The organism is Kaistia sp. SLG-1 (assembly GCF_059699055.1).
Map to the genome: position 1 here is coordinate 3,842,303 of NZ_AP048544.1, position 23,438 is coordinate 3,865,740.

General features: G+C 67.5%; 20 protein-coding genes. 8 read left to right on the plus strand and 12 right to left on the minus strand.

Annotated features, from left to right (window positions below):
* Nucleotides 1–23 precede the first annotated feature (23 nt).
* The 10 genes from AC6HZP_RS17615 to AC6HZP_RS17660 all read right to left on the minus strand — a co-directional run bounded on the left by AC6HZP_RS17615 (nt 24) and on the right by AC6HZP_RS17660 (nt 10,211).
* A complete protein-coding gene (locus AC6HZP_RS17615) occupies nt 24–593 on the minus strand; it encodes a TetR/AcrR family transcriptional regulator (protein ID WP_497523883.1) in 570 nt (189 codons plus the stop codon).
* Between the two features lie 318 nt (nt 594–911).
* Nucleotides 912–1,784, minus strand: coding sequence for a glucose-1-phosphate thymidylyltransferase RfbA (rfbA, locus tag AC6HZP_RS17620; RefSeq protein WP_497523884.1), 873 nt, complete (start codon nt 1,782–1,784; stop codon nt 912–914).
* A complete protein-coding gene (gene rfbD, locus AC6HZP_RS17625) occupies nt 1,781–2,662 on the minus strand; it encodes a dTDP-4-dehydrorhamnose reductase (protein WP_497523885.1) in 882 nt (293 codons plus the stop codon). The genes rfbA and rfbD overlap by 4 nt, the downstream gene beginning before the upstream one ends.
* Nucleotides 2,662–3,720 (minus strand): dTDP-glucose 4,6-dehydratase, encoded by a 1,059-nt coding sequence (gene rfbB / locus AC6HZP_RS17630; RefSeq protein WP_497523886.1) that lies wholly within the window; start codon nt 3,718–3,720, stop codon nt 2,662–2,664. The genes rfbD and rfbB overlap by 1 nt, the downstream gene beginning before the upstream one ends.
* Before the next feature lie 77 nt (nt 3,721–3,797).
* Nucleotides 3,798–4,769 carry an iron exporter MbfA gene (mbfA, locus tag AC6HZP_RS17635; RefSeq protein WP_497523887.1) on the minus strand — a complete coding sequence of 324 codons (972 nt, stop codon included), beginning with the start codon at nt 4,767–4,769 and terminating at the stop codon, nt 3,798–3,800.
* Nucleotides 4,770–4,940: 171 nt separating this feature from the next.
* Nucleotides 4,941–5,936, minus strand: a complete 996-nt coding sequence (gene iolG / locus AC6HZP_RS17640; protein WP_497523888.1) for an inositol 2-dehydrogenase — start codon at nt 5,934–5,936, stop codon at nt 4,941–4,943.
* A gap of 48 nt (nt 5,937–5,984) precedes the next feature.
* Nucleotides 5,985–7,103: a Gfo/Idh/MocA family protein gene (locus AC6HZP_RS17645; RefSeq protein WP_497523889.1), complete on the minus strand. Its 1,119-nt coding sequence runs from the start codon at nt 7,101–7,103 to the stop codon at nt 5,985–5,987.
* 129 nt (nt 7,104–7,232) lie between these two features.
* A complete protein-coding gene (locus AC6HZP_RS17650; RefSeq protein WP_201400401.1) occupies nt 7,233–8,012 on the minus strand; it encodes an ATP-binding cassette domain-containing protein in 780 nt (259 codons plus the stop codon).
* Nucleotides 8,012–9,139: an ABC transporter permease gene (locus tag AC6HZP_RS17655; RefSeq protein ID WP_201400402.1), complete on the minus strand. Its 1,128-nt coding sequence runs from the start codon at nt 9,137–9,139 to the stop codon at nt 8,012–8,014. The genes AC6HZP_RS17650 and AC6HZP_RS17655 overlap by 1 nt, the downstream gene beginning before the upstream one ends.
* A 148-nt stretch (nt 9,140–9,287) precedes the next feature.
* Nucleotides 9,288–10,211, minus strand: a complete 924-nt coding sequence (locus AC6HZP_RS17660; RefSeq protein WP_201400403.1) for a sugar ABC transporter substrate-binding protein — start codon at nt 10,209–10,211, stop codon at nt 9,288–9,290.
* 204 nt (nt 10,212–10,415) lie between these two features.
* Between AC6HZP_RS17660 and AC6HZP_RS17665 the strand changes: the two genes are divergently transcribed.
* The 5 genes from AC6HZP_RS17665 to iolB all read left to right on the plus strand — a co-directional run bounded on the left by AC6HZP_RS17665 (nt 10,416) and on the right by iolB (nt 17,598).
* Nucleotides 10,416–11,258, plus strand: coding sequence for a MurR/RpiR family transcriptional regulator (locus AC6HZP_RS17665; RefSeq protein ID WP_201400404.1), 843 nt, complete (start codon nt 10,416–10,418; stop codon nt 11,256–11,258).
* A gap of 116 nt (nt 11,259–11,374) precedes the next feature.
* Nucleotides 11,375–13,312 carry a bifunctional 5-dehydro-2-deoxygluconokinase/5-dehydro-2-deoxyphosphogluconate aldolase gene (locus AC6HZP_RS17670; RefSeq protein ID WP_497523890.1) on the plus strand — a complete coding sequence of 646 codons (1,938 nt, stop codon included), beginning with the start codon at nt 11,375–11,377 and terminating at the stop codon, nt 13,310–13,312.
* Nucleotides 13,313–13,788: 476 nt separating this feature from the next.
* The gene (gene iolD, locus AC6HZP_RS17675) at nt 13,789–15,636 is read left to right on the plus strand and encodes a 3D-(3,5/4)-trihydroxycyclohexane-1,2-dione acylhydrolase (decyclizing) (RefSeq protein ID WP_497523891.1); all 1,848 of its coding nucleotides are present in this window, start codon (nt 13,789–13,791) and stop codon (nt 15,634–15,636) included.
* 269 nt (nt 15,637–15,905) lie between these two features.
* Complete coding sequence (gene iolE / locus AC6HZP_RS17680; RefSeq protein ID WP_497523892.1) at nt 15,906–16,790, plus strand: myo-inosose-2 dehydratase; 885 nt, start codon at nt 15,906–15,908, stop codon at nt 16,788–16,790.
* Between the two features lie 10 nt (nt 16,791–16,800).
* Nucleotides 16,801–17,598 carry a 5-deoxy-glucuronate isomerase gene (iolB, locus tag AC6HZP_RS17685; protein ID WP_497523893.1) on the plus strand — a complete coding sequence of 266 codons (798 nt, stop codon included), beginning with the start codon at nt 16,801–16,803 and terminating at the stop codon, nt 17,596–17,598.
* A gap of 6 nt (nt 17,599–17,604) precedes the next feature.
* On the opposite strand, the gene AC6HZP_RS17690 is transcribed toward iolB, so the two are convergent.
* Both AC6HZP_RS17690 and AC6HZP_RS17695 read right to left on the minus strand, forming a co-directional pair.
* Nucleotides 17,605–18,705: an FUSC family protein gene (locus tag AC6HZP_RS17690; RefSeq protein WP_497523894.1), complete on the minus strand. Its 1,101-nt coding sequence runs from the start codon at nt 18,703–18,705 to the stop codon at nt 17,605–17,607.
* 117 nt (nt 18,706–18,822) lie between these two features.
* Nucleotides 18,823–19,860 (minus strand): LacI family DNA-binding transcriptional regulator, encoded by a 1,038-nt coding sequence (locus AC6HZP_RS17695; RefSeq protein ID WP_497523895.1) that lies wholly within the window; start codon nt 19,858–19,860, stop codon nt 18,823–18,825.
* Between the two features lie 179 nt (nt 19,861–20,039).
* Here AC6HZP_RS17695 and AC6HZP_RS17700 point away from each other — a divergent pair, with 179 nt between their 5' ends.
* From AC6HZP_RS17700 to AC6HZP_RS17710, 3 genes are all read left to right on the plus strand, one after another.
* Complete coding sequence (locus tag AC6HZP_RS17700) at nt 20,040–21,134, plus strand: fatty acid desaturase family protein (RefSeq protein WP_497523896.1); 1,095 nt, start codon at nt 20,040–20,042, stop codon at nt 21,132–21,134.
* A gap of 582 nt (nt 21,135–21,716) precedes the next feature.
* Nucleotides 21,717–22,046 carry a MocE family 2Fe-2S type ferredoxin gene (locus tag AC6HZP_RS17705; RefSeq protein WP_201400412.1) on the plus strand — a complete coding sequence of 110 codons (330 nt, stop codon included), beginning with the start codon at nt 21,717–21,719 and terminating at the stop codon, nt 22,044–22,046.
* A gap of 27 nt (nt 22,047–22,073) precedes the next feature.
* Nucleotides 22,074–23,294, plus strand: coding sequence for an NAD(P)/FAD-dependent oxidoreductase (locus AC6HZP_RS17710; protein ID WP_497523897.1), 1,221 nt, complete (start codon nt 22,074–22,076; stop codon nt 23,292–23,294).
* Nucleotides 23,295–23,438 lie beyond the last annotated feature (144 nt).

Sequence of the window (23,438 nt, forward strand, 5' to 3'; positions counted from 1 at the left end):
CTCATTAAAGGGGCAAAAATCGATCATCGGGCGATCCCCTTCCAGAAGATCTCGAAGCCGGACTTCTTGTAGGGCTCGCGCTGTTCCGGTTCGTTCAGGATGAACTCCAGCGTCGTCTCGGCGAGGCTATCCAGAATGGCGCCGACATAGGTGACGGTCTGGCCGGCGGAGGCGTGATCGGCGAGGTTCTGCTCCAGCATGGCGGAGATCTCCTGGAACAGCTCGCCGGCGCTGCAGCGGCTGCCCTCGGTGATACGGTCCGAAACCTTGAGCTGCCGCAGGACCTTGCGCTTGGCCGGATTGGCGGCGCCCCAATCGATCAGCCGATCCCAGAGATGCCGGGTACGCTCACGGGCCGTGCCGTCGACCGGATAGCCATCGAGTAGAGCCCCCGCCAGCTCGGCCTCGATTTCGAGAAAGAGCTGGTTGAGCAGCTCGTCCTTGGTGGCGAAATAGGTGAACAGCGTGCCCTCGGCGACGCCGGCTTCCCGGGCGATCTTCGCCGTCGGCGCGCCGGTTCCCTGCGTCGCCACCAGTTCGACAGCGGCGGCGAGGATCGCTTCGCGCTTTTCTTCACTGAGGGGACGGGCCATTCACGAAAACCTAATGAGCGAGTGCATGCTCATTAATTGGAACGGTGTCGGCGGTGTTTCAAGGACGGTCGCGCGGAAAAAACGAAGGCTGGGCTCGGCCGGGCAAACGGCCAAATCGATTTCATTGCGAGAACAATAGGTTAAGTTGCGTGCGTTTTCTGCGCGAGGGTCAGCCGAACGCCGGCGAAAGCGCGGAACGCCGAACGGGCCGCCCTCGCCTGCTCCGCGACAGAGGCGACGAGAGGCCGTTTTGGAGGGAAAAGGGCCCTGCCAATGGGAAGCCCTCGTTCCGAAGCGACCTGCAGGCCGCCGGCTGGCTCAGCGATCGGCCAGCACCATGTCGATGAGATAGCGGCCATAGCCGCTCTTGCCGAGGGCGAGGCCGAGCCGTTCCAGCTGGTTCGCGTCGATGAAGCCCATCAGATAGGCGATCTCTTCGGGGCAGCAGATCTTCAGCCCCTGCCGCTTCTCGAAGGTGCGGACGAATTCGGACGCCTCGATCAGGCTGTCGGGTGTGCCGGTGTCGAGCCAGGCATAGCCGCGCCCCATCTTCTGGACGTGCAGCGCGCCGCGTTCGAGGTAGGCGCTGTTGACGTCGGTGATCTCCAGCTCGCCGCGCGGCGACGGCCTCAGGTCGGCGGCGATGTCGACCACCGCCTCGTCGTAGAAATAGAGCCCCGTCACCGCCCAGTTGGAGCGCGGCGATTTCGGCTTTTCCTCGACCGAGACGGCCTTCTGGGCGGCGTCGAAGGTGACGACGCCATACCGCTCCGGATCCTGCACATGGTAGGCGAAGACAGTGGCGCCGGCGCTACGCGCACGCGCCTCCGCGAGCAGTGCCGTCAGGCCATGGCCGAAAAAGATGTTGTCGCCGAGGATCAGCGCCGAGCGCTGGCCGGCGACGAAATCGGCGCCGATCCTATAGGCCTGCGCCAGCCCCTCGGGCGCCGGCTGCTCGGCATAGGAAAGCGCGATGCCCCATTGCGAGCCGTCGCCGAGCAGGGCCTGGAACTTCGGCAGGTCCTGCGGCGTCGAGATCAGCAGGATCTCGCGGATGCCGGCCAGCATCAGCGTCGACAGCGGATAGTAGATCATCGGCTTGTCGTAGATCGGCAGCAGCTGCTTGCTGGTGACCAGCGTCATCGGATGCAGCCGCGTGCCGGCGCCGCCGGCAAGAACGATCCCCTTCATCGTGCCTTCCGCTCCTCATTGAGAATGGCGGCGACGGCCGCGCCGAGGCTGTCGGGCCAGCCGGGCAGCCGCACACCAAACGTCCGCTCCGCGAGCGAGCAATCGAGCCTGGAATCGCGCGGCCGCGGGGCCGGCGCGACATAGGCGTCGCCCGAAATCCGGCCGAGCGCCGGCACCGTGCGTCCCGCCGCCTCGAGCTGCGCCATGACGCCCTCGGCGAGGTCGAACCAGCTCGCCTCGACGCTGCCGGCCAAATGAAAGATGCCCGCGCCCGACCGCGCCTGCGGCGCGATGGCGAGCAGAGCGTCGGCGAGATCGGCGGCGTGGGTCGGGTTGCCGAAGCGGTCGGCGACGATGTCGAGATGCTCCCTCTCGCCGGCGAGACGGACCATGGTGCGGACGAAATTGCCGCCATCGGCGCCATAGACCCAGCCGGTGCGGAAGATCAGGGCTTCCGGATGCGCCTCCAGCACAGCCGCCTCGCCCTCGAACTTCGAATTGCCGTAGACGCCGAGCGGCGCGGTCGCGTCGCCCTCGACATAGGGCGCGCCCTTCTCGCCGTCGAAGACATAGTCGGTCGAGACATGCAGGAACGGCAGGCCCAGCCGGCGGGCGGCGGCGGCGAGATGCCCGGCGCCGCCGCGGTTGACGGCCATGGCGAGCCCGGCTTCGCTCTCGGCCCGGTCGACCGCGGTATAGGCGGCGGCGTTGATGACGACATCCGGCGCCTGCGCCGCGATCAGCCCCTCGAAATCGCCGGGAACGGCGAGATCAAGCGCCGGCCTGCCGAAGGTCTCGACGACATGGCCGTGTAGCGAGGCGCGCGCCTTCAGCGCCCGCGCCAGCTGGCCGCTCGATCCGGCAACGAAGATCCGCATCAGCCGGCGCCCTCGAGCAGGCCGAGCCGTTGGCCGCGATAGACGCCGTTGCGGATCGGCTCCCACCAGTCGCGCCGATCGAGATACCAGCGCACCGTCTTCTCGATGCCGGTCTCGAAACTCTCCAGCGCCCGCCAGCCGAGGTCCCGCTCCGTCTTGGTCGGGTCGATGGCGTAGCGCTGGTCGTGCCCCGGCCGGTCGGTGACGAAGCGGATCAGCCGCTCGTGCGGCGCGCTGCCGCCGCGCTGTTCGTCGAGCAGCGCGCAGATCCTTTTGACCACGGCGAGATTGGTGCGCTCGTTGCGGCCGCCGATATTGTACTTCTCGCCCGGCCGGCCGCGCGTCAGCGCCAGGAACAGCGCCCGGGCATGATCCTCGACATGCAGCCAGTCGCGCACATTGAGGCCGTCGCCATAGACGTCGATCGGCTTGCCCTCGAGCGCGTTCAGGATGACGAGCGGGATCAGCTTCTCCGGGAAATGATACGGCCCGTAATTGTTCGAGCAGTTGGAGATCAGCGCCGGCACGCCATAGGTGCGATGCCAGGCGCGGACCAGGTGGTCGGACGCCGCCTTGCTGGCCGAATAGGGCGAGGACGGGTCATACGCCGTCTCCTCGTGAAAGAGGCCGTCTTCGCCGAGCGAGCCATAGACCTCGTCGGTCGAGACATGCAGGAAGCGGAACGTGTCACGCGTCGCCGCCGGCGCCCGGTCGAGATAGGCGCGCGTCGCCTCCAGCAGCGTCGCCGTGCCGAAGATATTGGTCTGCAGGAACTCGCCGGGGCTGCCGATCGAGCGATCGACATGGCTCTCGGCGGCGAGGTGGATGATGCCGTCCGGCTCATGGCGACGGAACACGTCCGCCATCGCCCGCGCGTCGCAGATATCCGCCTCGACGAAGTGATAGAGCGGATCGTCGGCGATCGGCGCCAGCGAAGCGAGGTTCGCCGCGTAAGTCAGCTTGTCGACATTGACGACACCGACGCCAAGATCGGCAACGAGATGCCGGCAAAGAGCCGACCCGATGAAGCCGGCGCCGCCGGTAACGAGAATGCGCATGGTAGTGCCCACCGTTTGACCCCGTCAGCCTAGCGCCTGGATATGTCATCGCAAAGGCAGCTTGCCGGCAATGGGTTTCACGCGCTTCCGATGAAGATACCGGCCGCGAGCACGAGAAGACCGCCCAGAACGACCTGTCCGACGGCGGAATGAAACTTCGTGTCCATGTAGCGCCAGCGAATCCAGGCGATAGCGACCAGTTCGGCGAGCACGACGATTCCCGCCACCACCGTCGCCGTCCAGAAATGCGGAATGAGGAAGGGCAGCGTGTGGCCGAGCCCGCCCACCGCCGTCATCACGCCGCAGACAACGCCGCGCAGCCAGGGATGACCGCGCCCGGTGATCACGCCATCGTCGGAAAGCGCTTCCGTGAGACCCATGGAGATGCCGGCGCCGATCGAAGCGGCCAGGCCGACCAGGAAGGCGCTGAAGGAATTCTGCGTGGCGAAGGCTGCGGCGAAGATCGGCGCCAGCGTCGAGACCGAGCCGTCAATCAGGCCGGCGAGGCCCGGCTGCACCACCTGCATGACGAACATACGCCGCCGCGTCGCGTCCTCCTCGGTGCGGACGCTCTCGCGCAAATGCTCGGCCTCGAGCTCCTCGACCCTGCGCTCATGCTGCGCCTCCATGGCGGCGAGGTCGCCGAGCAGCTTGCGGACATCCGGATCCGTCGCCCGCTCCGCCGCCTTCAGATACAGGCGCTGCGCCTCGAGCTCCATCGTCGCGGCATCGAGCCGGAAGCCATCGACGGAGATGTTCCGCATCGACCAGACCGGGGCATGTCGGACGAAGCCGCGCACGTCGTCGCGCCGGACGAGCGGAATGTGATCGCCGAACTTCTCCTTGAAGAGATCGATCAGCAGACGGCGGTGCCGGTCCTCCTCGATCGCCATCGCGTCGAAAACCTTGGCGGAGCCGGGAAAATCCGGCGCGAGGCGCTCGGCCATGTCGCGATAGCGCCGCGCGTCCTCCTCCTCGGCGCCGATCGCCAGGGCCATGACTTCGCGCACCGAAAGCTCGGAGAACGAGCGCTTGCCGAATGAAAACACGGGCCTCACCCCTACAGATTAGAATTCTTCTAATCAGGTAGCAGGCGCGCCCATTCTTCACAAGCGCGCCTCCGCCGGCATCGCCCCAGGGCCGGTCAGCCGCGCGCAAAAATGCCAATGGCCGGAACTTCCGGCCATTGGCTCATCCTATCGTGGGAGGCGGTATACGCCTCAGATCGAGACCGCGATCGCCCGCTTCTCCTTGACCGATTGCAGCGCCGCGTCAGCGAGGACCAGCGCCTTCCAGCCGTCCTCACCCGATGGCGTGACCTGCGTGCCGCTTTCCAGCGCGGCGATGAAGGCGGCGATCTCGTTGCGATAGGCTTCGGTGTAGCGCGTCATGAAGAAGTTCAGCAGCGGCTCGCGGCGATAGCCTTCGCCATTGGCGATCTCGACATTGGTGGCGCGGAGGTTTTCGGCGCTGACCAGCCCCTTCGAACCATGCACCTCGATGCGCTGGTCATAGCCATATGTGGCGCGGCGCGAGTTCGAGATCTGCGCGATGCGGCCGGATTTCGTCGTCAGCACGACGGAGGCGCTGTCGAAATCGCCGAGCTTGCCGATCTCCGGATCGACCAGCACCGAGGCCGAGGCGAAGACGCTGACCGGCTCCTCGCCGAGCAGGAAGCGCGCCATGTCGAAATCATGGATCGTCATGTCGCGGAACAGGCCGCCGGAGCGGAGGATGTAGTCGGCCGGCGGCGGCCCGGGATCGCGCGAGGTGATCGACACCATCTCGACCTTGCCGATCGTGCCGGCATCGATCTGGCGCCGCACTTCCATGAAATTGGGGTCGAAGCGGCGGTTGAAGCCGACCATCAGCAGCGCCTTGGTCTCGGCCACGACGGCGAGGCACGCCTTGACGCGGGCGACGTCGAGATCGATCGGCTTCTCGCAGAAGATCGCCTTGCCGGCCCGCGCCGCCTGCTCGATCATCGTCGCGTGCAGGTCGGTCGGCGTCGTGATCAGCACGGCGTCGATATCCCCAGCATTCAGGATCGCATCCGCCTCGCGCACCTCGGCGCCGGTCGACGCGGCCAGCGCCTTCGCGGCGTCCGGGAAGGCGTCGGCGACGGCGACGAGCCGCGCGCCCTTGTTGGCGGCGATCGCCCCGGCATGCACCTTGCCGATGCGGCCGGCGCCCAGAAGTCCCAGTCTCACGGTCATTGTCTGTCCTCAGGAAAAGTCACCACGCCCGGCTCTGCCGCGCGTCGCTCAAGGCTCGATATCCACCCAACCGCCCGTCTCGAACGAGCGCGCCATGGCATGAACGGTTTTCTCTATGCCGAAGCCCGCCTCGAATTCCACCAGATGCCCCTTGCCATCCTCGATCCGCCGGATCAGCTCGCGCGCCTCGATCACCTTCAGATCGTTGAAGCCGAGGCCATGGCCGGGCGCCGGGATGAAGCGCTCATAGGGCGGATGCGCGGTGCCGGTCAGGATCGTGCGGAAGCCCTGCCCCGCCATCGGCCCCTCGACCCGATAGAGCTGCAGCTCGTTCATCCGCTCCTGATCATAAAGGATCGAGCCCTCGGATCCGAAAATCTGCAGCGCGATCCGACCCTTGCGTCCCCAGGCCGAGCGATTGACCAGCAGGCTGCCCGAGACGCCGCTCGCCAGCCGGAACAGCACATTGGCGATATCGTGCGTCTCGACCGCGCGGCTGCCGCCATCGGCAAGCGGACGCTCGGCAAAGGGCTTCGCCATGTCTGTGACGACGCGCGCCACCGGCCCGAGCAGCGTCGTCAGCAGCGACAGCGGATGCACGGCGAAATCATCGAGCGCGCCATAGCCGGAACGACGATCACTCTTCCAGCCGAACGGCGCGCCGCCATCGGCCATGAAATCCTCGTCCATCTCCAGCCGAACATGGCTGACCGCGCCGATGGCGCCCTCGTCGAGCAGCGCCTTCAGATGACGGATCGCCGGGTTCTGGATGTAGTTGTAGCCGAGCGCCGCGACCTTGCCGGACCGTCGCGCCGCCTCCAGCATGGCGCGGGCATCCGCCTCGGACGTCGCCATCGGCTTCTCGCACCAGACATGCTTGCCCGCGTCGAGCGCCGCGATCGCCATCTCGGCATGGAATTCGTTCGGCGTCGTGATCGAGACGACATCGACTTCGGGATCCGCGACCACGGCTCGCCAGTCACCCGAGGCGCGGGCGAAGCCGAGTTCGGCTGCCTTCTTTCGGGCGACAGCCTCATTGACCTCGCCGAGATGGACGAGCCTTGGCCGCGCCACATCGCCGAAGGTCGGCGCGACCGCGTTCCAGGCGAGCGCATGGCACTTGCCCATATAGCCGGTGCCGATCAGCCCGATGCCGAGAGATTTCATGTTGTGATGTTCCCGATCTTCCCGCCCTTAGAGCGTTTTCGAGCGAAGTGGATACCGGTTCGCGTGAAGAAAACGCGACTAAACAAATAGTTAGAGCCTTTCGTCGTTTCCATGAAACGATGAAAGGCTCTAGACAGTGCCGCCGAGTTCGGCGGAAAGGTCGGCGAGCTCCCTGCCGCCGGCCATGAGGTTCTGCAATTCATCGGCCGTGATCTCGCCCCGCGCCGCCGTGCCCAGCGTGCGGCCGCGATTGAGCACGGTGAAGCGATCGCCGACGGCCATGGCGTGGCGGACATTGTGGGTGATGAACACGACGCCGAGACCGCGCTTGCGCACCATGTCGATATATTTGAGCACCATCGAGGTCTGCCGGACGCCGAGCGCCGAGGTCGGCTCGTCGAGGATCAGCACCTTGGCGCCGAAATAGACCGCGCGCGAGATCGCCACGCACTGGCGTTCGCCGCCGGACAGCGTGCCGACGGCCTGGCCGGGATCGCGCACGTCGATGCCGATCCGCTTCATCTCCTCGCGGGTGACGCGGTCGCAGAAGCCCATGTCCATGACGCGGAACGGCCAGATGCCCCTCACGGGCTCACGCCCCATGAAGAAATTCCGCGTCACCGACATCAGCGGGATCATCGCGAGGTCCTGGTAGACCGTGGCGATGCCGGCATCGAGCGCCTGGCGCGGGCTGGTGAAATGCACCGGCTCGCCGTTCAGGAACATCTCGCCGCGGGTCAGCCTGTGCACGCCCGCCATCGTCTTGATGAAGGTCGACTTGCCGGCGCCGTTGTCGCCGAGCAGGCAGTGAACCTCGCCGGCCTCGATCGAGATCGAGACACCGGCCAGCGCGACCACCGAGCCGAAATGCTTCTCGATGTCGCGCATTTCCAGGATCGGCGTCGCCATCACCGCTCTCCCGTCACGCGCTTGCGGATGATGTTGTTGAAGAACACCGCCATCAGCAGCATTCCGCCGAGGAAGACGAGATACCAGTCCTGGTCGATATTGGTGTAGGTGAGCCCGATCAGAACCATGCCGAAGATGACGGCGCCTACCGCCGCACCCACGACCGAGCCATAGCCGCCCGTCAGCAGGCAGCCGCCGATCACCGCCGCGATGATCGCCTCGAACTCCTTCTGGAAGCCGCGACGCGCATCCGTCGAGCCGGCGTCGAGCACGGTGAGGATAGCGACGAGGGCCGCGCAGCAGGCCGTCACCACGAACAGCGAGGTCTTCACGCGCCGCGTCGGCACACCGGAATTCCGCGCCGCGTTCGGATCGCCGCCGGACGCGAAGATCCAGTTGCCGTAGCGCGTGCGCGACAGCACGACGGCGGCGAGCGCGGCCAACCCGATGAACCAGAGGATCTCGACCGGCACGCCGGTCACCTTGGGCTGGCCGTTCGGAAACTTGGCGATCCAGTCACGCGCCGCGAGCCAGGCGAACAGGCCCTCGAAGGCATCGCCGGCGAAGAGCCGGTAGATGAAGGCGTCGAGAGGAGTGCTCGTCGCCGCCTCGCGCACCCCGCGCAGCTGGGTCGCGCCGCCCGTCGCCCATTTGAGGCCGACCAGCGAAAGCCCGCGCAGGACGAACAGGAAGGCGAGCGTGACGATGAAGCTCGGCAGGCCAGTGCGGATGACCAGCTGGCCGTTGAAGAAGCCGATTGCTGCGGCGCAGGCGAACGTCACGGCGATCGCTGCCGGCAGCGGCAGGCCGAAGGTGACGACGCTGGCCGCGAAGATCAGGCCGGCAAAGGCGACCATCGATCCGACGGACAGATCGAACTCGCCGCCGACCATCAGCAGCGAGGCGCCGATCGCCAGGATGCCGAGCTGCGCCGCCGGCGCCATGAAGTTCATGATGCCGGCAAGCTCGAACATCACCGGATTGGCGATGGCGATGAAAAATGTCGTGACGATGATGAGGCCGAGCACGGCCCCGAGCTCCGGACGCCGAAGGATCCGCGTCAGCGGCGAGGCGTGTTTCAGCCGCTCGTCCGCCGCGGCTTCGATCAGGCCGTTCTTGTCGGTCATTCTCTTCCCCGCCCGCGCAGGCTGCGTTTCGCCGGTCGCTGGAGATCGCCGCCGAGCCGGTCAAGCGGCTTCCGGCGGCGCTTCCCGCGCCCGGACAAGCGATGCGCGCGGGCCTTGCGGTCCACGCGCGAAGGCTAACGCCGGCGGCTCAGCGGATGCCCTTGGCCGACAGGTCGACGACCTGGGCGGCCGTATCCTTGGTCACCAGATTGGGGCCCGAGGGGACGTTGCCGCCCGGCATCAGGCCGTATTTGCTGTGCAGCGCCAGGAACACCACCGGCAGGTAGCCCTGCAGGAACTGCTGCTGGTCGATGGCGAAGGCGGCCTTACCGTCGGCGACTTCCTTCAGGAAGCCGGCCGAAAGGTCGAAGGTCGCGACATGCACCTTGCCGTCCATGCCGGATTCGCCGACGGCGGCGACGGCCGGCTCGCCGGCGAGCGAGGCATTCAACGTGATGATCGAGTCAATGGTCGGGTCGGAGGCGAGCGCGGCCTTCACCTTGGCCTTGACGTCGGCCGGGTCAGCCGAGGTCGGCAGGACCGTCACGGCGCCGAAGCCGTCCGTAACGCCCTTGCAGCGCTGGTCGAGCGCGACGTTGCCGACTTCCTGGTTGACGCAGAGGCCCTTCTTGCCGCCCATCGCCTTGAGCTTCTCGCCCGCCGCCTTGCCGGCGTCATACTCGCTCTGGCCGACATGCAGCAGCGCGCCGAGCTTCTTCGAGACGTCCGATCCCGAATTGATCGAGATGACGGGAATGCCGGCGGCGACGGCCTTCTGGATCGACGGGCCGAGCGCGTCGGCGTCAGGAATCGAGACCACCAGCCCCTCGGGCTTCTGGTTGACGGCGGCGTCGATCAGCTGGGACATCGCCACCATGTCGAAGGTTTCCGGCGCGCGGTAATCGACCTTGGCGCCCATGTCCTTGCCGGCCTCGGCGACGCCGTTCTTGACCACCGACCAGAACGGATCGGAAGCCTGGCCGTGGGTGACGACGATGATGTCGGCATGGGCAGCGACGGCGGACACGGCCAGCGCCGTGGCGGCAAGCATCGCCTTGAATTTCAGCTTCATGACATTCCTCCCGAGAATGAAAAAGGCGAGAATCCGGCGATTTTTCTGCTCTGGGTTCCCGCTGCATCGAGATATTCGGAATAAAACGCATCCTGAAATCGATGCCGGAATATTCATTCCATCGAGATCGACCCTCGTCAAGTGTTGATTTTCTGCGCGAAGTCGGGGAAAGCTGCGCGAAATGCGCAGGGAAAGGCCCGCGAGATGACGAGTGACGACAACGACGCCTTGCCGCCCCGGGACTTCTGGAGCCTGCGCAACCGGATGGTGAGCCGCAAGGACACGCTGCCGAAGCGGCTGGCGCAGGTGGCGATCTATGCCGTCGCCAACCCCGACGACGTCGCCTTCGGCACCGCCGCCAGCATCGCCGAGAAGGCGGAAGTGCAGCCCTCGACCCTCGTCCGCTTCGCGCAAGCCTTTGGCTACCAAGGCTTTTCCGACCTGCAGGCGGTGTTCCAGGACCGGCTGCGCGACCGCACCTCGAACTATTCGGAGCGCCTCTCGTCGCTCCGTTCGCATGTCGCTGGCGACAGCAAATCGGCCACGCTGTTCTCCGGCTTCTGCAAGGCGGCGGAGCGTTCCGTCGGTTCGCTGCGCGAGCGCGTGCAGGTCTCGCAGATCGACGAGGCGGCGGCGCTGCTCGCCCGCGCCGAGACCATCTACCTGATCGGCCAGCGCCGCTCCTTCCCGGTCACCTCCTATATGAGCTACGCCTTCGGCAAGCTCGGCGTGAAGTCGATCCTGGTCGGCTCGGCCCAGGGCAACGACCCGGAAACCCTCTCCTTCGCCACGCCGCGCGACGCGGCCATCGCCATCTCCTTCACGCCCTATGCTTCGGCGACCCTCAATTATGCCCGCCAGATCAACGAGGGCGGCACGCCGCTCGTCGTCATCACCGACAGCCCGTTCAGTCCGCTGATCCCCAAGCTCGGCGTCTGGTTCGAGGTGGTCGAGGCCGACTATGAGGGCTTCCGCTCGCTGTCCGCCTCGATGGCGCTCGCCATGACGCTGACCGTCGCCGTCGCCGAAGCGCGTCGCGGGGGATGATCCGAACATTCCATATTGACGAAATCGCAGAATTTTTGTTTCACTAACTGACGAAGACAGCGGCCGCGAGCGTTAGCGGCGCGTCACCCCTTCGTTAACCTGAAACGGAGCATGCGATGACCGAGGTCCCGCGCGCCGCCTCGGCGGCCCGGCCGCTCGACGTGATCACCATCGGGCGGTCGTCCGTCGACCTCTATGGCCAGCAGATCTTCTCCCGCCTCGAAGACATCACCTCCTTCGCCAAGTCGGTCGGCGGCTGCCCGTCCAACATCGCCATCGGCACCGCCCGCCTCGGCCTGAAATCAGCCGTCATCACGCGCGTCGGCGACGAGCAGATGGGCCGCTTCATCCGCGAGCAGATGCAGCGCGAGGGCGTCGACACAAGCGGCATCGCCACCGACCCGGAGCGTCTGACGGCGCTCGTCCTGCTAGCGGTCGAGGACGAGGGCGTCTCGCCGATGATCTTCTACCGCACCGACTGCGCCGACATGGCGCTGTCGGAGGCCGACATCGACGAGGCCTTCATCGCCTCGGCCTCGGCGGTCGTCGTCACCGGCACGCATTTCTCGCGTGAGAACAGCGACGCGGCGCAGCGCAAGGCGATCCGCATCGCCCGGGCGAATGGCGGCAAGGTCGTGTTCGACATCGACTACCGGCCCAATCTCTGGGGCCTCGCCGGCCATGGCGACGGCTTCGCCCGCTATGTGAAGTCCGACCGCGTGTCGGAGCAGCTGAAATCGATCCTGCCGGATTGCGACCTGATCGTCGGCACCGAGGAGGAGATCCGCATCGCCTCCGGCGCCGACGACGTGCTCGGCGCGCTCCGGGCGATCCGCCTGCTCTCCGCCGCCACCATCGTGCTGAAGCGCGGCGCGATGGGCTGCATCGTCTATGACGGCGCGATTCCCGACGACATCGAACAGGGCGTCGTCGGCGAGGGCTTCCCGATCGAGATCTATAACGTGCTCGGCGCCGGCGACGCCTTCATGTCCGGCTTCCTGCGCGGCTGGCTGCGGGATGAGCCGCTCGCGACCTGCGCCACCTGGGCGAATGCCTGCGGCGCCTTCGCCGTGTCGCGGCTGCTCTGCTCGCCCGAATATCCGAGCTGGACGGAGCTTTCCTATTTCCTCGAGCACGGCAGCCGCCATCGGGCGTTGCGCCAGGACGCTGCGATCAACCATCTGCACTGGGCGACGACGCGCCGCGCCCAGCCGGACGGCCTGATGGCGCTGGCGATCGACCATCGCGCCCAGCTCGAGGCGGTCGCCGACAAGCTCCAGGTGCCGCGTGAAAAAATCGCCGGCCTGAAGGCGCTCGCCGTCGACGCCGCCGCGCGCGTCGCCAAGGGACGGCCGGGCTTCGGCATGCTGCTCGACACGACCTATGGCCAGAAGGCGTTTCCGCGCGCCGCCGAGCAGGGCTTCTGGATCGGCAGGCCGGTCGAGAAGCCGGGCTCGCGCCCGCTCGATTTCGACCAGCTGCCCGATCTCGGCAGCCATCTCGCCGAATGGCCGATCGGCCACACGATCAAGTGCCTCTGCTTCTACCATCCCGACGACAGCGACGAGCTGAAGGCGCGGCAGGAGCGTGAATTGCTGCGCGTCGCCGACGCGGCGCGCACCGTCGGGCGCGAACTGCTGGTCGAGATCATCGCCGGCAAGAACGGGCCGCTCACCGACACCACCGTCTCCTCGATCCTCGCCCGCCTCTACGAGCTCGGCATCAAGCCGGACTGGTGGAAGCTGGAGCCGCAGACGAGTCCGGCCGCCTGGCGCGCCATCGAGGCGGTGATCACAGCGAACGACCCGCTCTGCCGCGGCATCGTCCTGCTCGGGCTGGAGGCGCCGGAGGCCGAGTTGGTCGCCGCCTTCCGCAGCGCCGCCGCGATCCCGCTGGTCAAGGGCTTCGCGGTCGGCCGCACGATCTTCGCGGACGCCGCGGAACAGTGGCTCTCGGGCCGGATCGACGACGAGGCGGCAATCGCCGACATGTCGACCCGCTTTTCAAAACTGGTCGCCGCCTGGGAGGCGGCGCGGCAGACGGAGGCGGCGTAGGCTGCGGCGAATGGAGACGGCGTAGAAACACCCTCCGTCGTCATCCCCGCGAAGGCGGGGATCCATCCAGCCGGGTTCGTCGGCGGTGGATCCAGATTGCGGATGACATCGGAGCCACACCCTCCGTCGTCATCCCGGCGAAAGCCGGGATCCATCCAACCGCCTACCGCCGGCGGCTGAATGGATCCCGGGTCGCGCTGCGCTTGCCCGGGATGACGGCGAGCGGGTGGGACGAGGGAGTTGTACGGGTCAGGGGTTTAGGCCGGCGGGACTTCCGAAGGGCCAAGGAGAGGCGCAAGTCACCTCACCTCTCCCCATGGGAGAGATGGGGCGAGCGGAGCGAGCCGCCCAAGGGTAAGAAATCCCCCTCCCCTGGGGCGGGGCGAAGGAATAGCCTCTCCGGAGCCGGAGAGAGGAGACTTCCCCGGCAGAGGGCCGGGGAAGGGAGGAACAAGAATGACCGAGGGAACCGTCCGATGACCACCATCCGTCTGACCATGGCGCAGGCGCTGACGCGCTTTCTCAGCCGCCAGAAGACCGTGATCGGCGGCCAGACCGTGCCGATCTTCGGCGGCGTCTGGGCGATCTTCGGCCATGGCAACGTCGCCGGCATCGGCGAGGCGCTCTACCAGCGCCGCGACGACCTGCCGACGTTTCGCGCCCATAACGAGCAGGGCATGGCCCATGCCGCGATCGCCTATGCCAAGGCCAATTTCCGCCGCCGCATGATGGCGGTGACGAGCTCGATCGGCCCCGGCGCCACCAATATGGTGACGGCCTGCGCGCTGGCGCATGTGAACCGCCTGCCCGTACTGTTCCTGCCCGGCGACGTCTTCGCCAACCGCCGGCCGGATCCCGTGCTGCAGCAGGTCGAGGATTTTGGCGACGGCACCATCACCGCCAACGACGTGTTCCGGCCCGTCTCGCGCTATTTCGACCGCATCACGCGGCCGGAGCAGATCATCCCGGCGCTTGAGCGGGCCATGGCCGTGCTGACCGACCCGGCCGATTGCGGGCCGGTGACGCTGTCGCTCTGCCAGGACGTGCAGGCGGAAGCGTATGATTATCCGGAAGCCTTCTTCGCCGAACGGATCTGGACGTCGCGCCGCCCCCGCCCCTCCGAGGACGAGCTGGCGGCGGCGATCTCGGCGCTCTCGAAGGCCGAGAAGCCGCTGATCATCGCCGGCGGCGGCGTGCTCTATTCCGGCGCCACCGAGACGCTGCGCGCCTTCGCGGAAGCGCACCGGATCCCCGTCGCCGAGACGCAGGCGGGCAAATCCTCGCTGCCGGCCGCCCATCCGCTCAACATGGGCTCGATCGGCGTCACCGGCACCTCGGCCGCCAACGCGCTCGCCGAGGAAGCCGATCTGATCCTCGCCGTCGGCACCAGGCTGCAGGACTTCACCACCGGCTCCTGGGCGCTGTTCCAGAACCATCGCAGGACCATCATCGGCCTCAACACGCAGGCCTTCGACGCCGCCAAGCACCGCGCGCTGCCGCTCGTCGCCGACGCGCTGGCGGGCCTGAAGGAAATCGCGCTCGGGATCGGCGCCTATGCGGCGCCGGATGCCTGGACGAAGAAGGCCGAAAGCGGCCGGACGGGCTGGTTCGAGGCGGCCGACAAGGCGACCGCCCCGACCAATGCCGACTTCCCCTCGGACGGGCAGGTGATCGGCGCCGTGCAGCGGGCGCTCGGCGCGGACGCGACGGTGGTCTGCGCCGCCGGCGGCCTGCCGGGCGAGTTGCACAAGCTCTGGCAGGCGGGCGCGCCCGGCTCCTACCATCTCGAATATGGCTATTCGACCATGGGCTACGAGATCGCCGGCGGCCTCGGCGTCAAGATGGCGAAGCCTCAGGAAGAGGTCGTCGTCCTGGTCGGCGACGGCTCCTATCTGATGCTGAATTCGGAGATCGCCACCTCGGTGATGCTGGGGCTGCGGCTTACCATCGTCGTGCTCGACAATGCCGGCTATGGCTGCATCAACCGGCTGCAAATGGCGACCGGCGGCGCCAACTTCAACAATCTGCTGAAGGACGCCAAGCACGAGGTGCTGCCGCCGATCGACTTCGTCGCGCATGCGGCGAGCCTCGGCGCCATCGCCCAAAAGGTCTCGTCGATCGCCGATCTCGAGGCGTCGCTGGCCGACGCAGTGAAGAACGACCGCACGACCGTGCTGGTGATCGACACCGACCCGCTCGTCACCACGCAGGAAGGCGGCCACTGGTGGGACGTTGCGGTGCCGGAAGTGAGCCCGCGCCAGCAGGTCAACGCGGCGCGCGAGGCCTATGAAAAGGCGATCGAGGCGCAGCGCGCGCTAGATTGAGACGGGCCATGCGGCAGGCCCATACTCCGGCGTCATCCCCGCGAAGGCGGGGATCCATCCAGCCGGGTTCGCCGGCAGTGGATCCCGATGCGAAGGGAAACGACGGAGCCACAAACTCCGCCGTCATCCCGGCGAAAGCCGGGATCCATCCAACCGCTTGCCGCCGGCGGCTGAAATGGATCCCGGGTCGCGCTGCGCTTGCCCGGGATGACGGCCGAGAGACGCGCTAAAAGACGACAGACACCGACGACGCAAACGAGGAAGCATCCATGATCCGCATCGGCGCCAACCCGATCTGCTGGTCCAATGACGACAAGCAGGAGATCGGCGGCGACATTCCGCTCGAGCAGTGCCTGTCGGAGGCGAAGGCCATCGGCATCGAGGGCATGGAACTCGGCCACAAGTTTCCGCGCGAGGCGGAGGCCCTCAAGCCGATCCTCGCCGGGCATGGGCTCGATCTCGTCGGCGGCTGGTATTCGACCTTCCTGCTCGAGCGCGACGCGGAGCACGAGTTCAAGGCGGCGCGCGCCCATATCGACCTCCTGAAGGCCTTCGGCTGCAAGGTCTTCATCGTGGCCGAATGCACCCGCACCGTGCATGGCACGGAGGGGATGCCGCTGTCGCAGCGTCCGGTGATGACCGAGGTGGAATGGGGTCGCTTCGCGGCCGGGCTGACCCGCTTCGCCGACTATCTCGACCGCGAGGGCCTGACGCTCGTCTATCACCATCACATGGGAACGGTCATTCAGACCGAGGCGGAAGTCGACCGGATGATGGAGACGACCGGACCGGCGGTGAAGCTTTTGCTCGATACCGGCCACATCACCTGGGCCGGCGGCGATCCCGCCCGGCTGGCGCGGAAATATCGCGACCGCATCGCCCATGTGCACACCAAGGACGTCCGCGCCGACGTGGCGCGCGAGGCCGAGGCGCAGGACTGGTCGTTCCTGCAGAGCGTGCTCGCCGGCGTCTATACGGTGCCCGGCGACGGCTCGATCGACTATGTCTCGGTCTTCCGCGAGATCCCGGATTATTCCGGCTGGATCGTCATCGAGGCCGAGCAGGACCCGGTCAAGGCGCCGCCGGCGCGCTATGTGAAACTGGGCTTCGACAATCTCAACCGCTTCATCGACGAAGCCGGCCTGAAGCGCTGAGGAGACCGCGATGACAGACCTTCTCGTCCAGCCGGCCGGCGACCATGGCCGCGTCGTCCACGTCACCCCGCAATCGGCGGGTTGGGGCCATGTCGGCTTCGACCTCTACCGCCTCGCGGCCGGCGAGACGGCGGAGGGCAATACGGGCGACCGCGAGGTCTGCCTCGTGCTCGTCTCCGGCAAGGCCCGCGTCACCGGCGAAGAAGTCGATTTCGGCGAGATCGGCGAGCGCATGTCGCCCTTCGAGGGCAAGCCGCATTCGGTCTATGTGCCGGCCGACCATGACTGGTCCGTCACCGCGACGACCGAGGTGACGCTCGCCGTCTGCTCGGCGCCGTCGACCGGCGGCGGGCTGCCGCCGCGGCTGATCGGGCCGGACCATGTCGGCCAGGAGACCCGCGGCGCCGGCACCAATCTGCGCTACGTGACCAACATCCTGCCCGAGGGCGAGCCGGCGGATTCGCTGCTCGTCGTCGAGGTGATCACGCCGGGCGGCCACACGTCGAGCTATCCGCCGCACAAGCACGACACCGACAATCTGCCGGCGGAATCGCTGCTGGAGGAGACCTATTACCACCGGCTGAACCCGCCGCAGGGTTTTGCCTTCCAGCGGGTCTATACGGACGACCGCTCGCTCGACGAGACGATGCGGATCGAGGACGGCGTGGTGACGCTGGTGCCCAGGGGCTACCACCCCTGCGCCACCATCCACGGCTACGACCTCTATTATCTGAACGTCATGGCCGGGCCGAAGCGGACGTGGAAGTTCCACAACGACCCCGAGCATGAGTGGCTGCTGAAGAAGTAGGAGCGCTCAGTTCCCGTTCGCGGAGGGCGGCGCGGCGCGGCGGTCCCAGACCTCGACCAGCAGCGCCGTCACCAGCGCCAGCAGCCCGCCGATCACCGTCGCCGTGATGCGATGCTCGACCACCTGGATCTCCGGCAGGCCGGCGAGCGACACCAGGAAGGCGACGCAGGCGGTGACGCTGGCGACGAAGGCGCCGTAGCCGGAGCGCTGCATGGCATAGGCGAGGCCCGCGAGCGCAACCACGAGGACCGCCAGCAGTTCCTCGCCCGGCCGCAGCAGCGCCGCGATCAGGGTTGCGATACCGGCGCCGGCGACCGTGCCGCAGATGCGGAAGATGACGCGCTCGATCGTCTTGTCGGACTGCGGCTTCAGGATGATCAGCGCGGTGACCGGGATCCAGTAGCCGTTCGGGATATGCGCCGTCTTGGTCATCACGGTGGTCAGGACGGCCAGAAGCGCCGTGGCGATCGCGATCCTGAGCGTGTTGGAATGGCCGGTGAGGCGGCGCCCCATCACGGCGAACAGGTCCTGCCAGTGCTCGCTGCCGTCATGCTCGCGGATGATGGCCGACTTGCCGGCGAGCGCCCAGACCGTCGTCACCAGCGCGATCTGCAGCATGCCGCCGGCGAAGATGAGGCCTGCCCGGCCGAGCGCGCCCTGCATGTCGGCCGGATAGGCGTCGGCGACGAAGAAGGCGATCGCCCATTGCAGCGTGATCCACCACGCCGCTGGGCCGGCGGCGTTGGCGCCGCCGCAGAGCGCGCCGAAGACGGCCGAGAACAGGATCATCAGCGGCATGTAGCTGCCGGAAAACGACCCGACCCAGGCGGCGACGGTCATGCCGACCATGGCGAAGATCATCGGCGCGGCACGCACCGCCGTGAAGCGCTGGAAGGCGCCGAAGCCGACCGAGAAGGCGCCGCTTGCGGCGACGAGGCCGAAATCCGGCCGCCCGAACGCGATGCCGGCGGCGAGGCAGATCGCCATCGCCGGCATGCAGGCGAAGACCGTCTCGGCCCGGATGTCGCCGCGGCGAAACGCGAACATCTCCTGGCTGTAGCGCCGGACCGGGATCCGGCTCAAAAAACGACGATCGGTAAACCGCACGCAAAGGCCCCCTGATCCGGAATGTCCCGCCTCGACGCGGCCGCCGCGCCCGGATCGCGCGGCGAGGCCCCACCCTATGCCGGATTCGGTGTTATCCTCATCCGACATTCTCGCGCATCAGACATTCTCTGCGACATAGAGGTCGAAGGGCAGCAGGATGCGCGTCTCGCCCTCGCCCGCCGCTGTCGGACGAACGGCGCGCGTCATGAGCGCGACCGCCTGCTCGGCCAGCGCCGCCACCGGCGTCGCGATGACCGCGTCGACGACGCCGTCGACCAGCGCCGCGCGCGTCTCGGGCACGCGCTCGTTGCAGACGGCGATGATGCGCCGCTCCGGATCCGCCTCGCGCAGCGCCGAGATCAGCCCGGCCATGCCGCCGCCGGCGACATAGATGCCGACGAGGTCGGGATTGCGCTTCAAAAGCTCCAGCGTGCCCTCATGCGCGAGATGCGGATCCTCGAGATTGGCGAGCGGCTCCAGCAGGCGGAAATCCGGCGCGTGCTCGCGGAAATAGGCGCGAAAGCTGATCTCGGAAAGTTCATGCCCGACATAGCGGTGGCTGCCGACGAAGATGCCGACGCTGCCGGGCGCCTTCGCCAACCGCGCGATCGCCCAGGCCGCCGTGCGCCCCGCCTTGCGATGATCGATGCCGACATGGCCGATGCACGGCGCTGAAAGCTCGGAGAGCAGCGTGAGCACGCCGACGCCGCGCGCCCGCAGCGCCTCGACCGCCCCGGTCACGCGCGGATGGTCGGCGGCGACCACTGCCACCGCGTCGACCCGGGCGCCGAGCGCCAGCAGCTTGTCGGCCACGGTTCCGGCGGAGATGTCGTCGACGAACTCGACGACCGGCCGGCCGCGCACGCCCTTGGCGGCGCGGGTGGCGCCGGCGAGCGCCGCCGCCATCTCCTGGTAGAAGGCGTCGCCGCGACGCTGCAGCAGGAAGCCGAAGCTCTTCGCCGCCGCCGTTTCCTCCAGCCGCCGCTTCAGCAAACCGGTGCCGTGATAGCCGATCGCCTCCGCGGCGGCGAGCACGCGCTCGGCCGTCTCGCGTCGGACCGGGGCCCGCTGGTTCAACACGCGATCGACGGTCGCGACGCCGACGCCGGCGGCAACCGCGAGATCGCGGATCGTCGGCCGGTTCACGCCATCCATGGCCGGTCTTCCATGATGGAAACTATCATCGCAGTCCGCAGGGTCGTTGAGTGAGCTTGATAGATTCTATCATGCCTCGATTGAGCCGGGAACGGGGCCAGACTAGACTCCCTCCAAACATGAAAAGCGCGGCCTTCCCTGTCCGGAGGGCACGGACGCTTCGGCTCCGGAGGAACGGCATGACGGTCGGGACCACGCCCCGCGACTATTCGCTGATCGGCCGCGACACGCGGCTCGCCGAAGAGAACGGCCTGGCGGCGGCCGAGTGGTATCAGTGCCCGATCCCGCGCAAGGACCTGAAGGCGCTGATGAAGCGCTCCGACGGTCCGGCGCTGCGCGACACGGCGATCTGGTTCGCGGCGCTCTTCCTCTCCGGCCTCGGCGGCTACTGGTTCTGGGGCACGTGGTGGGCGGTGCCGTTCTTCGCCGTCTACGGCATCCTCTACGGCTCGGCCTCGGATTCGCGCTGGCACGAATGCGGCCACGGCACGGCGTTCAAGACGCGCTGGATGAACGATTTCGTCTACCAGATCGCCTGCTTCATGATCCTGCGCGAGCCGACCGTCTGGCGCTGGAGCCATACCCGCCACCACACCGACACGATCATCGTCGGCCGCGATCCCGAGATCGCCGCGCCGCGCCCGCCTGACATTCTCGGCATCCTGCTCAACCTGTTCGCCCTGAAGAGCAGCTATGTCGCGATGAAGAAGATCCTCCTGCACGCGACCGGCCGACTGACGGCGGAGGAAGCGACCTACATCCCCGAGATGGAGCGCGCCAAGGTCACCTGGATCGCGCGGGCCTGGCTCGCCATCCTCGCCGCCGTCGCGCTCTGGTGCGTTGCCATCGGCTCGATCCTGCCGGCGATGTTCATCGGCCTGCCGACGCTCTATGGCGCGCCCTTCGTCGTCATCTTCGGGCTGACGCAGCATGCCGGCCTCGACGAGGACGTGCTCGACCACCGGCTGAACAGCCGCACGGTCTACATGAACCCGGTCTACCGCTTCCTGTACCTCAACATGAACTACCACGTGGAGCACCACATGTTCCCGATGGTGCCCTATCACGCGCTGCCGAAGCTGCACGCCGCGATCAAGGACGATTGCCCGAAGCCATATGACGGCCTCTGGGAAGCCTATGCCGAGATCATTCCGACGCTGCTGCGCCAGGTGCGCGAGCCCGGCTATTTCGTCCGCCGCGAGCTGCCCGATCCCGCCAAGGCCGTGCCGCACAACCACGGCACCGCGTTCGTCGCGGCGGCGCCGGCGGAGTGAGGTTGCGGCTGAAATGCCGTGCATGCTTCGAGGCGGGCCTGCGGCCCTCCTCAGCATGATGGGGATTGGGAGTCTGGAGATGGAGAGTGCCCTCCGCCATCCTTCCTTCACCTCTCCCTGAGGGAGAGGTCGACGACCGAAGGTCGGCGGGTGAGGGTTTACGGCCTCTCCGAATGGTTTCCTAAACCCTCACCCGGAGCTTCGCTCCGACCTCTCCCTCAGGGAGAGGTAAGGGGCAACGGAGAAACGATTGAGAGATGGAAGCGAAATCAAGACCCTCACCCAACCCTCTCCCACGAGCGGGAGAGGGCTTCGGCCGGCGCGCTTGATCCATGCTCGGCGCGGCGACAAGCGCAGGCGATCCCCCTCTCCCGCTCGCGGGAGAGGGTTGGGGTGAGGGTTATTAGACCGGGACGATCCGGGTGGAGGGAATGGATGAGCGGACTTGGAAAGCTCCCCGTCGCTCTTGCCAGACCCAAACGCCATCATCCTGAGGGGCCTTCGCAGAAGGCCGTCTCGAAGGACGCACGGCATCGATGCAGCGACACCGACCGGAACACGAAATCGAGCGAGGAGACCCGCATGACCACCACCACCGCGACCCGATGGATCGAGGCCTGCGCCGCCGACGCGATCGACGAGGAGGACGTCGTCCGGTTCGATCATGACGGCCACACCTATGCGATCTACCGCTCGCCGGATGACGAATATTTCGCCACCGACGGGCTCTGCACGCATGAGCAGATCCACCTCGCCGATGGCCTCGTCATGGACCACATCATCGAGTGCCCCAAGCACAATGGCCGCTTCGATTATCGCACCGGCCAGGCCAAGGGCGCGCCGGTCTGCGTCAATCTGAAGACCTACCCGGTCAAGCTCGACGGCGGCAAAGTCCTGCTCGGCCTGGCCTGAGCGATGCGCGGATCGCTAGGGGAATCGATGGTGGTGATCGGCGCCGGCGAGGCCGGCGCGCGCGCCGCCATGGCGCTACGCGAGCAGGGCTTTGCCGGCAAAATAGCCCTTGTCGGCGACGAGCCGCACGGTCCCTATGAGCGTCCGCCGCTTTCGAAATCCGCGCTGACCGACGCGCCGGAGCCCCGCGCCACCATCATCCTGACGCCGGAGCGGCTGGCCGAACACAACATCACGCATCGATCCCACACGCGGGTCCTCGCGATCGACCGCGCCGCGCACCGGATCGAACTCGCCGGCGGCGAGCCCCTCGCCTATGACCGGCTGCTGCTCGCGACCGGCGCGAGCGCCCGGCGGCTGTCGGTCGAGGGCGCGGACAATGCGCTGACGCTGCGCACCCTCGACGACGCCCGCGCGTTGCGCGCCCGGCTGCGGCCGGGGCAGCATGTCGCGATCATCGGCGGTGGCTTCATCGGGCTGGAGCTGGCCGCGGCGGCGCGGGCCCGTGGCGCCGAGGTGACGCTGATCGAGCTGGCGCCGCGCCTGCTCGCCCGCGCCGTGCCGGCTGACATCGCCGCCATCCTCGCCGCCCGGCACGAGGCGGAAGGGGTACGGATCATGATGGGCGCCGGCATCGACCGCATCGAGGCGGCGGAGGCCGGCGGTCACACCATCCGGCTTTCGACCGGCGAGCGCATCGCCTGCGACGCCATCGTCGCCGGCATCGGCGCCGTGCCGGAGACCGGCCTTGCCGCGCGCGCCGGCCTCGCCATCGACAACGGCATAGCCGTCGACGAGCGGCTGGCGACCGAGGATCCCGACATCTTCGCCGCCGGCGATTGCTGCTCGTTTCCGCACGCGCTCTATGGCGGCCGCCGGCTGCGGCTCGAGGCCTGGCGCAACGCGCAGGACCAGGGCAACGCGGCGGCGGCGGGCATGCTCGGAAGCGAGGAGCCCTATGCGGCGGTGCCGTGGTTCTGGTCGGACCAGTACGACCTCACCCTGCAGATCGCCGGATTGCCGGACGAGGGGCGCGAGACGGTCACCCGCGATCTCGGCGACGGCGCCCGTCTCGATTTCCACCTCGCGAGCGACGGCCGCCTGGTCGCCGCCAGCGCGGCCGGTCCGAACGGCAGGATCGCCAGAGACGTCCGCCTCGCCGAAATGCTGATCGCGAAACGCGCGACGCCGGACAAGGCGGCGCTCGCGGACGCGACGGTGAAGCTCAAGGGGCTTTTGGCGGGGTGAGCTTGATCGAGGTCGAAAGACGCCGCGGCCGGATAGGAGAGACGCCGGCGGCGCTATTCCCTCCCCATCATTCCTGCGAAAGCGGGAATCTATGCCGCCGAAGCCTTCGATGCCGCCCGTCCATCGCAAAACTCCCAATGCCAC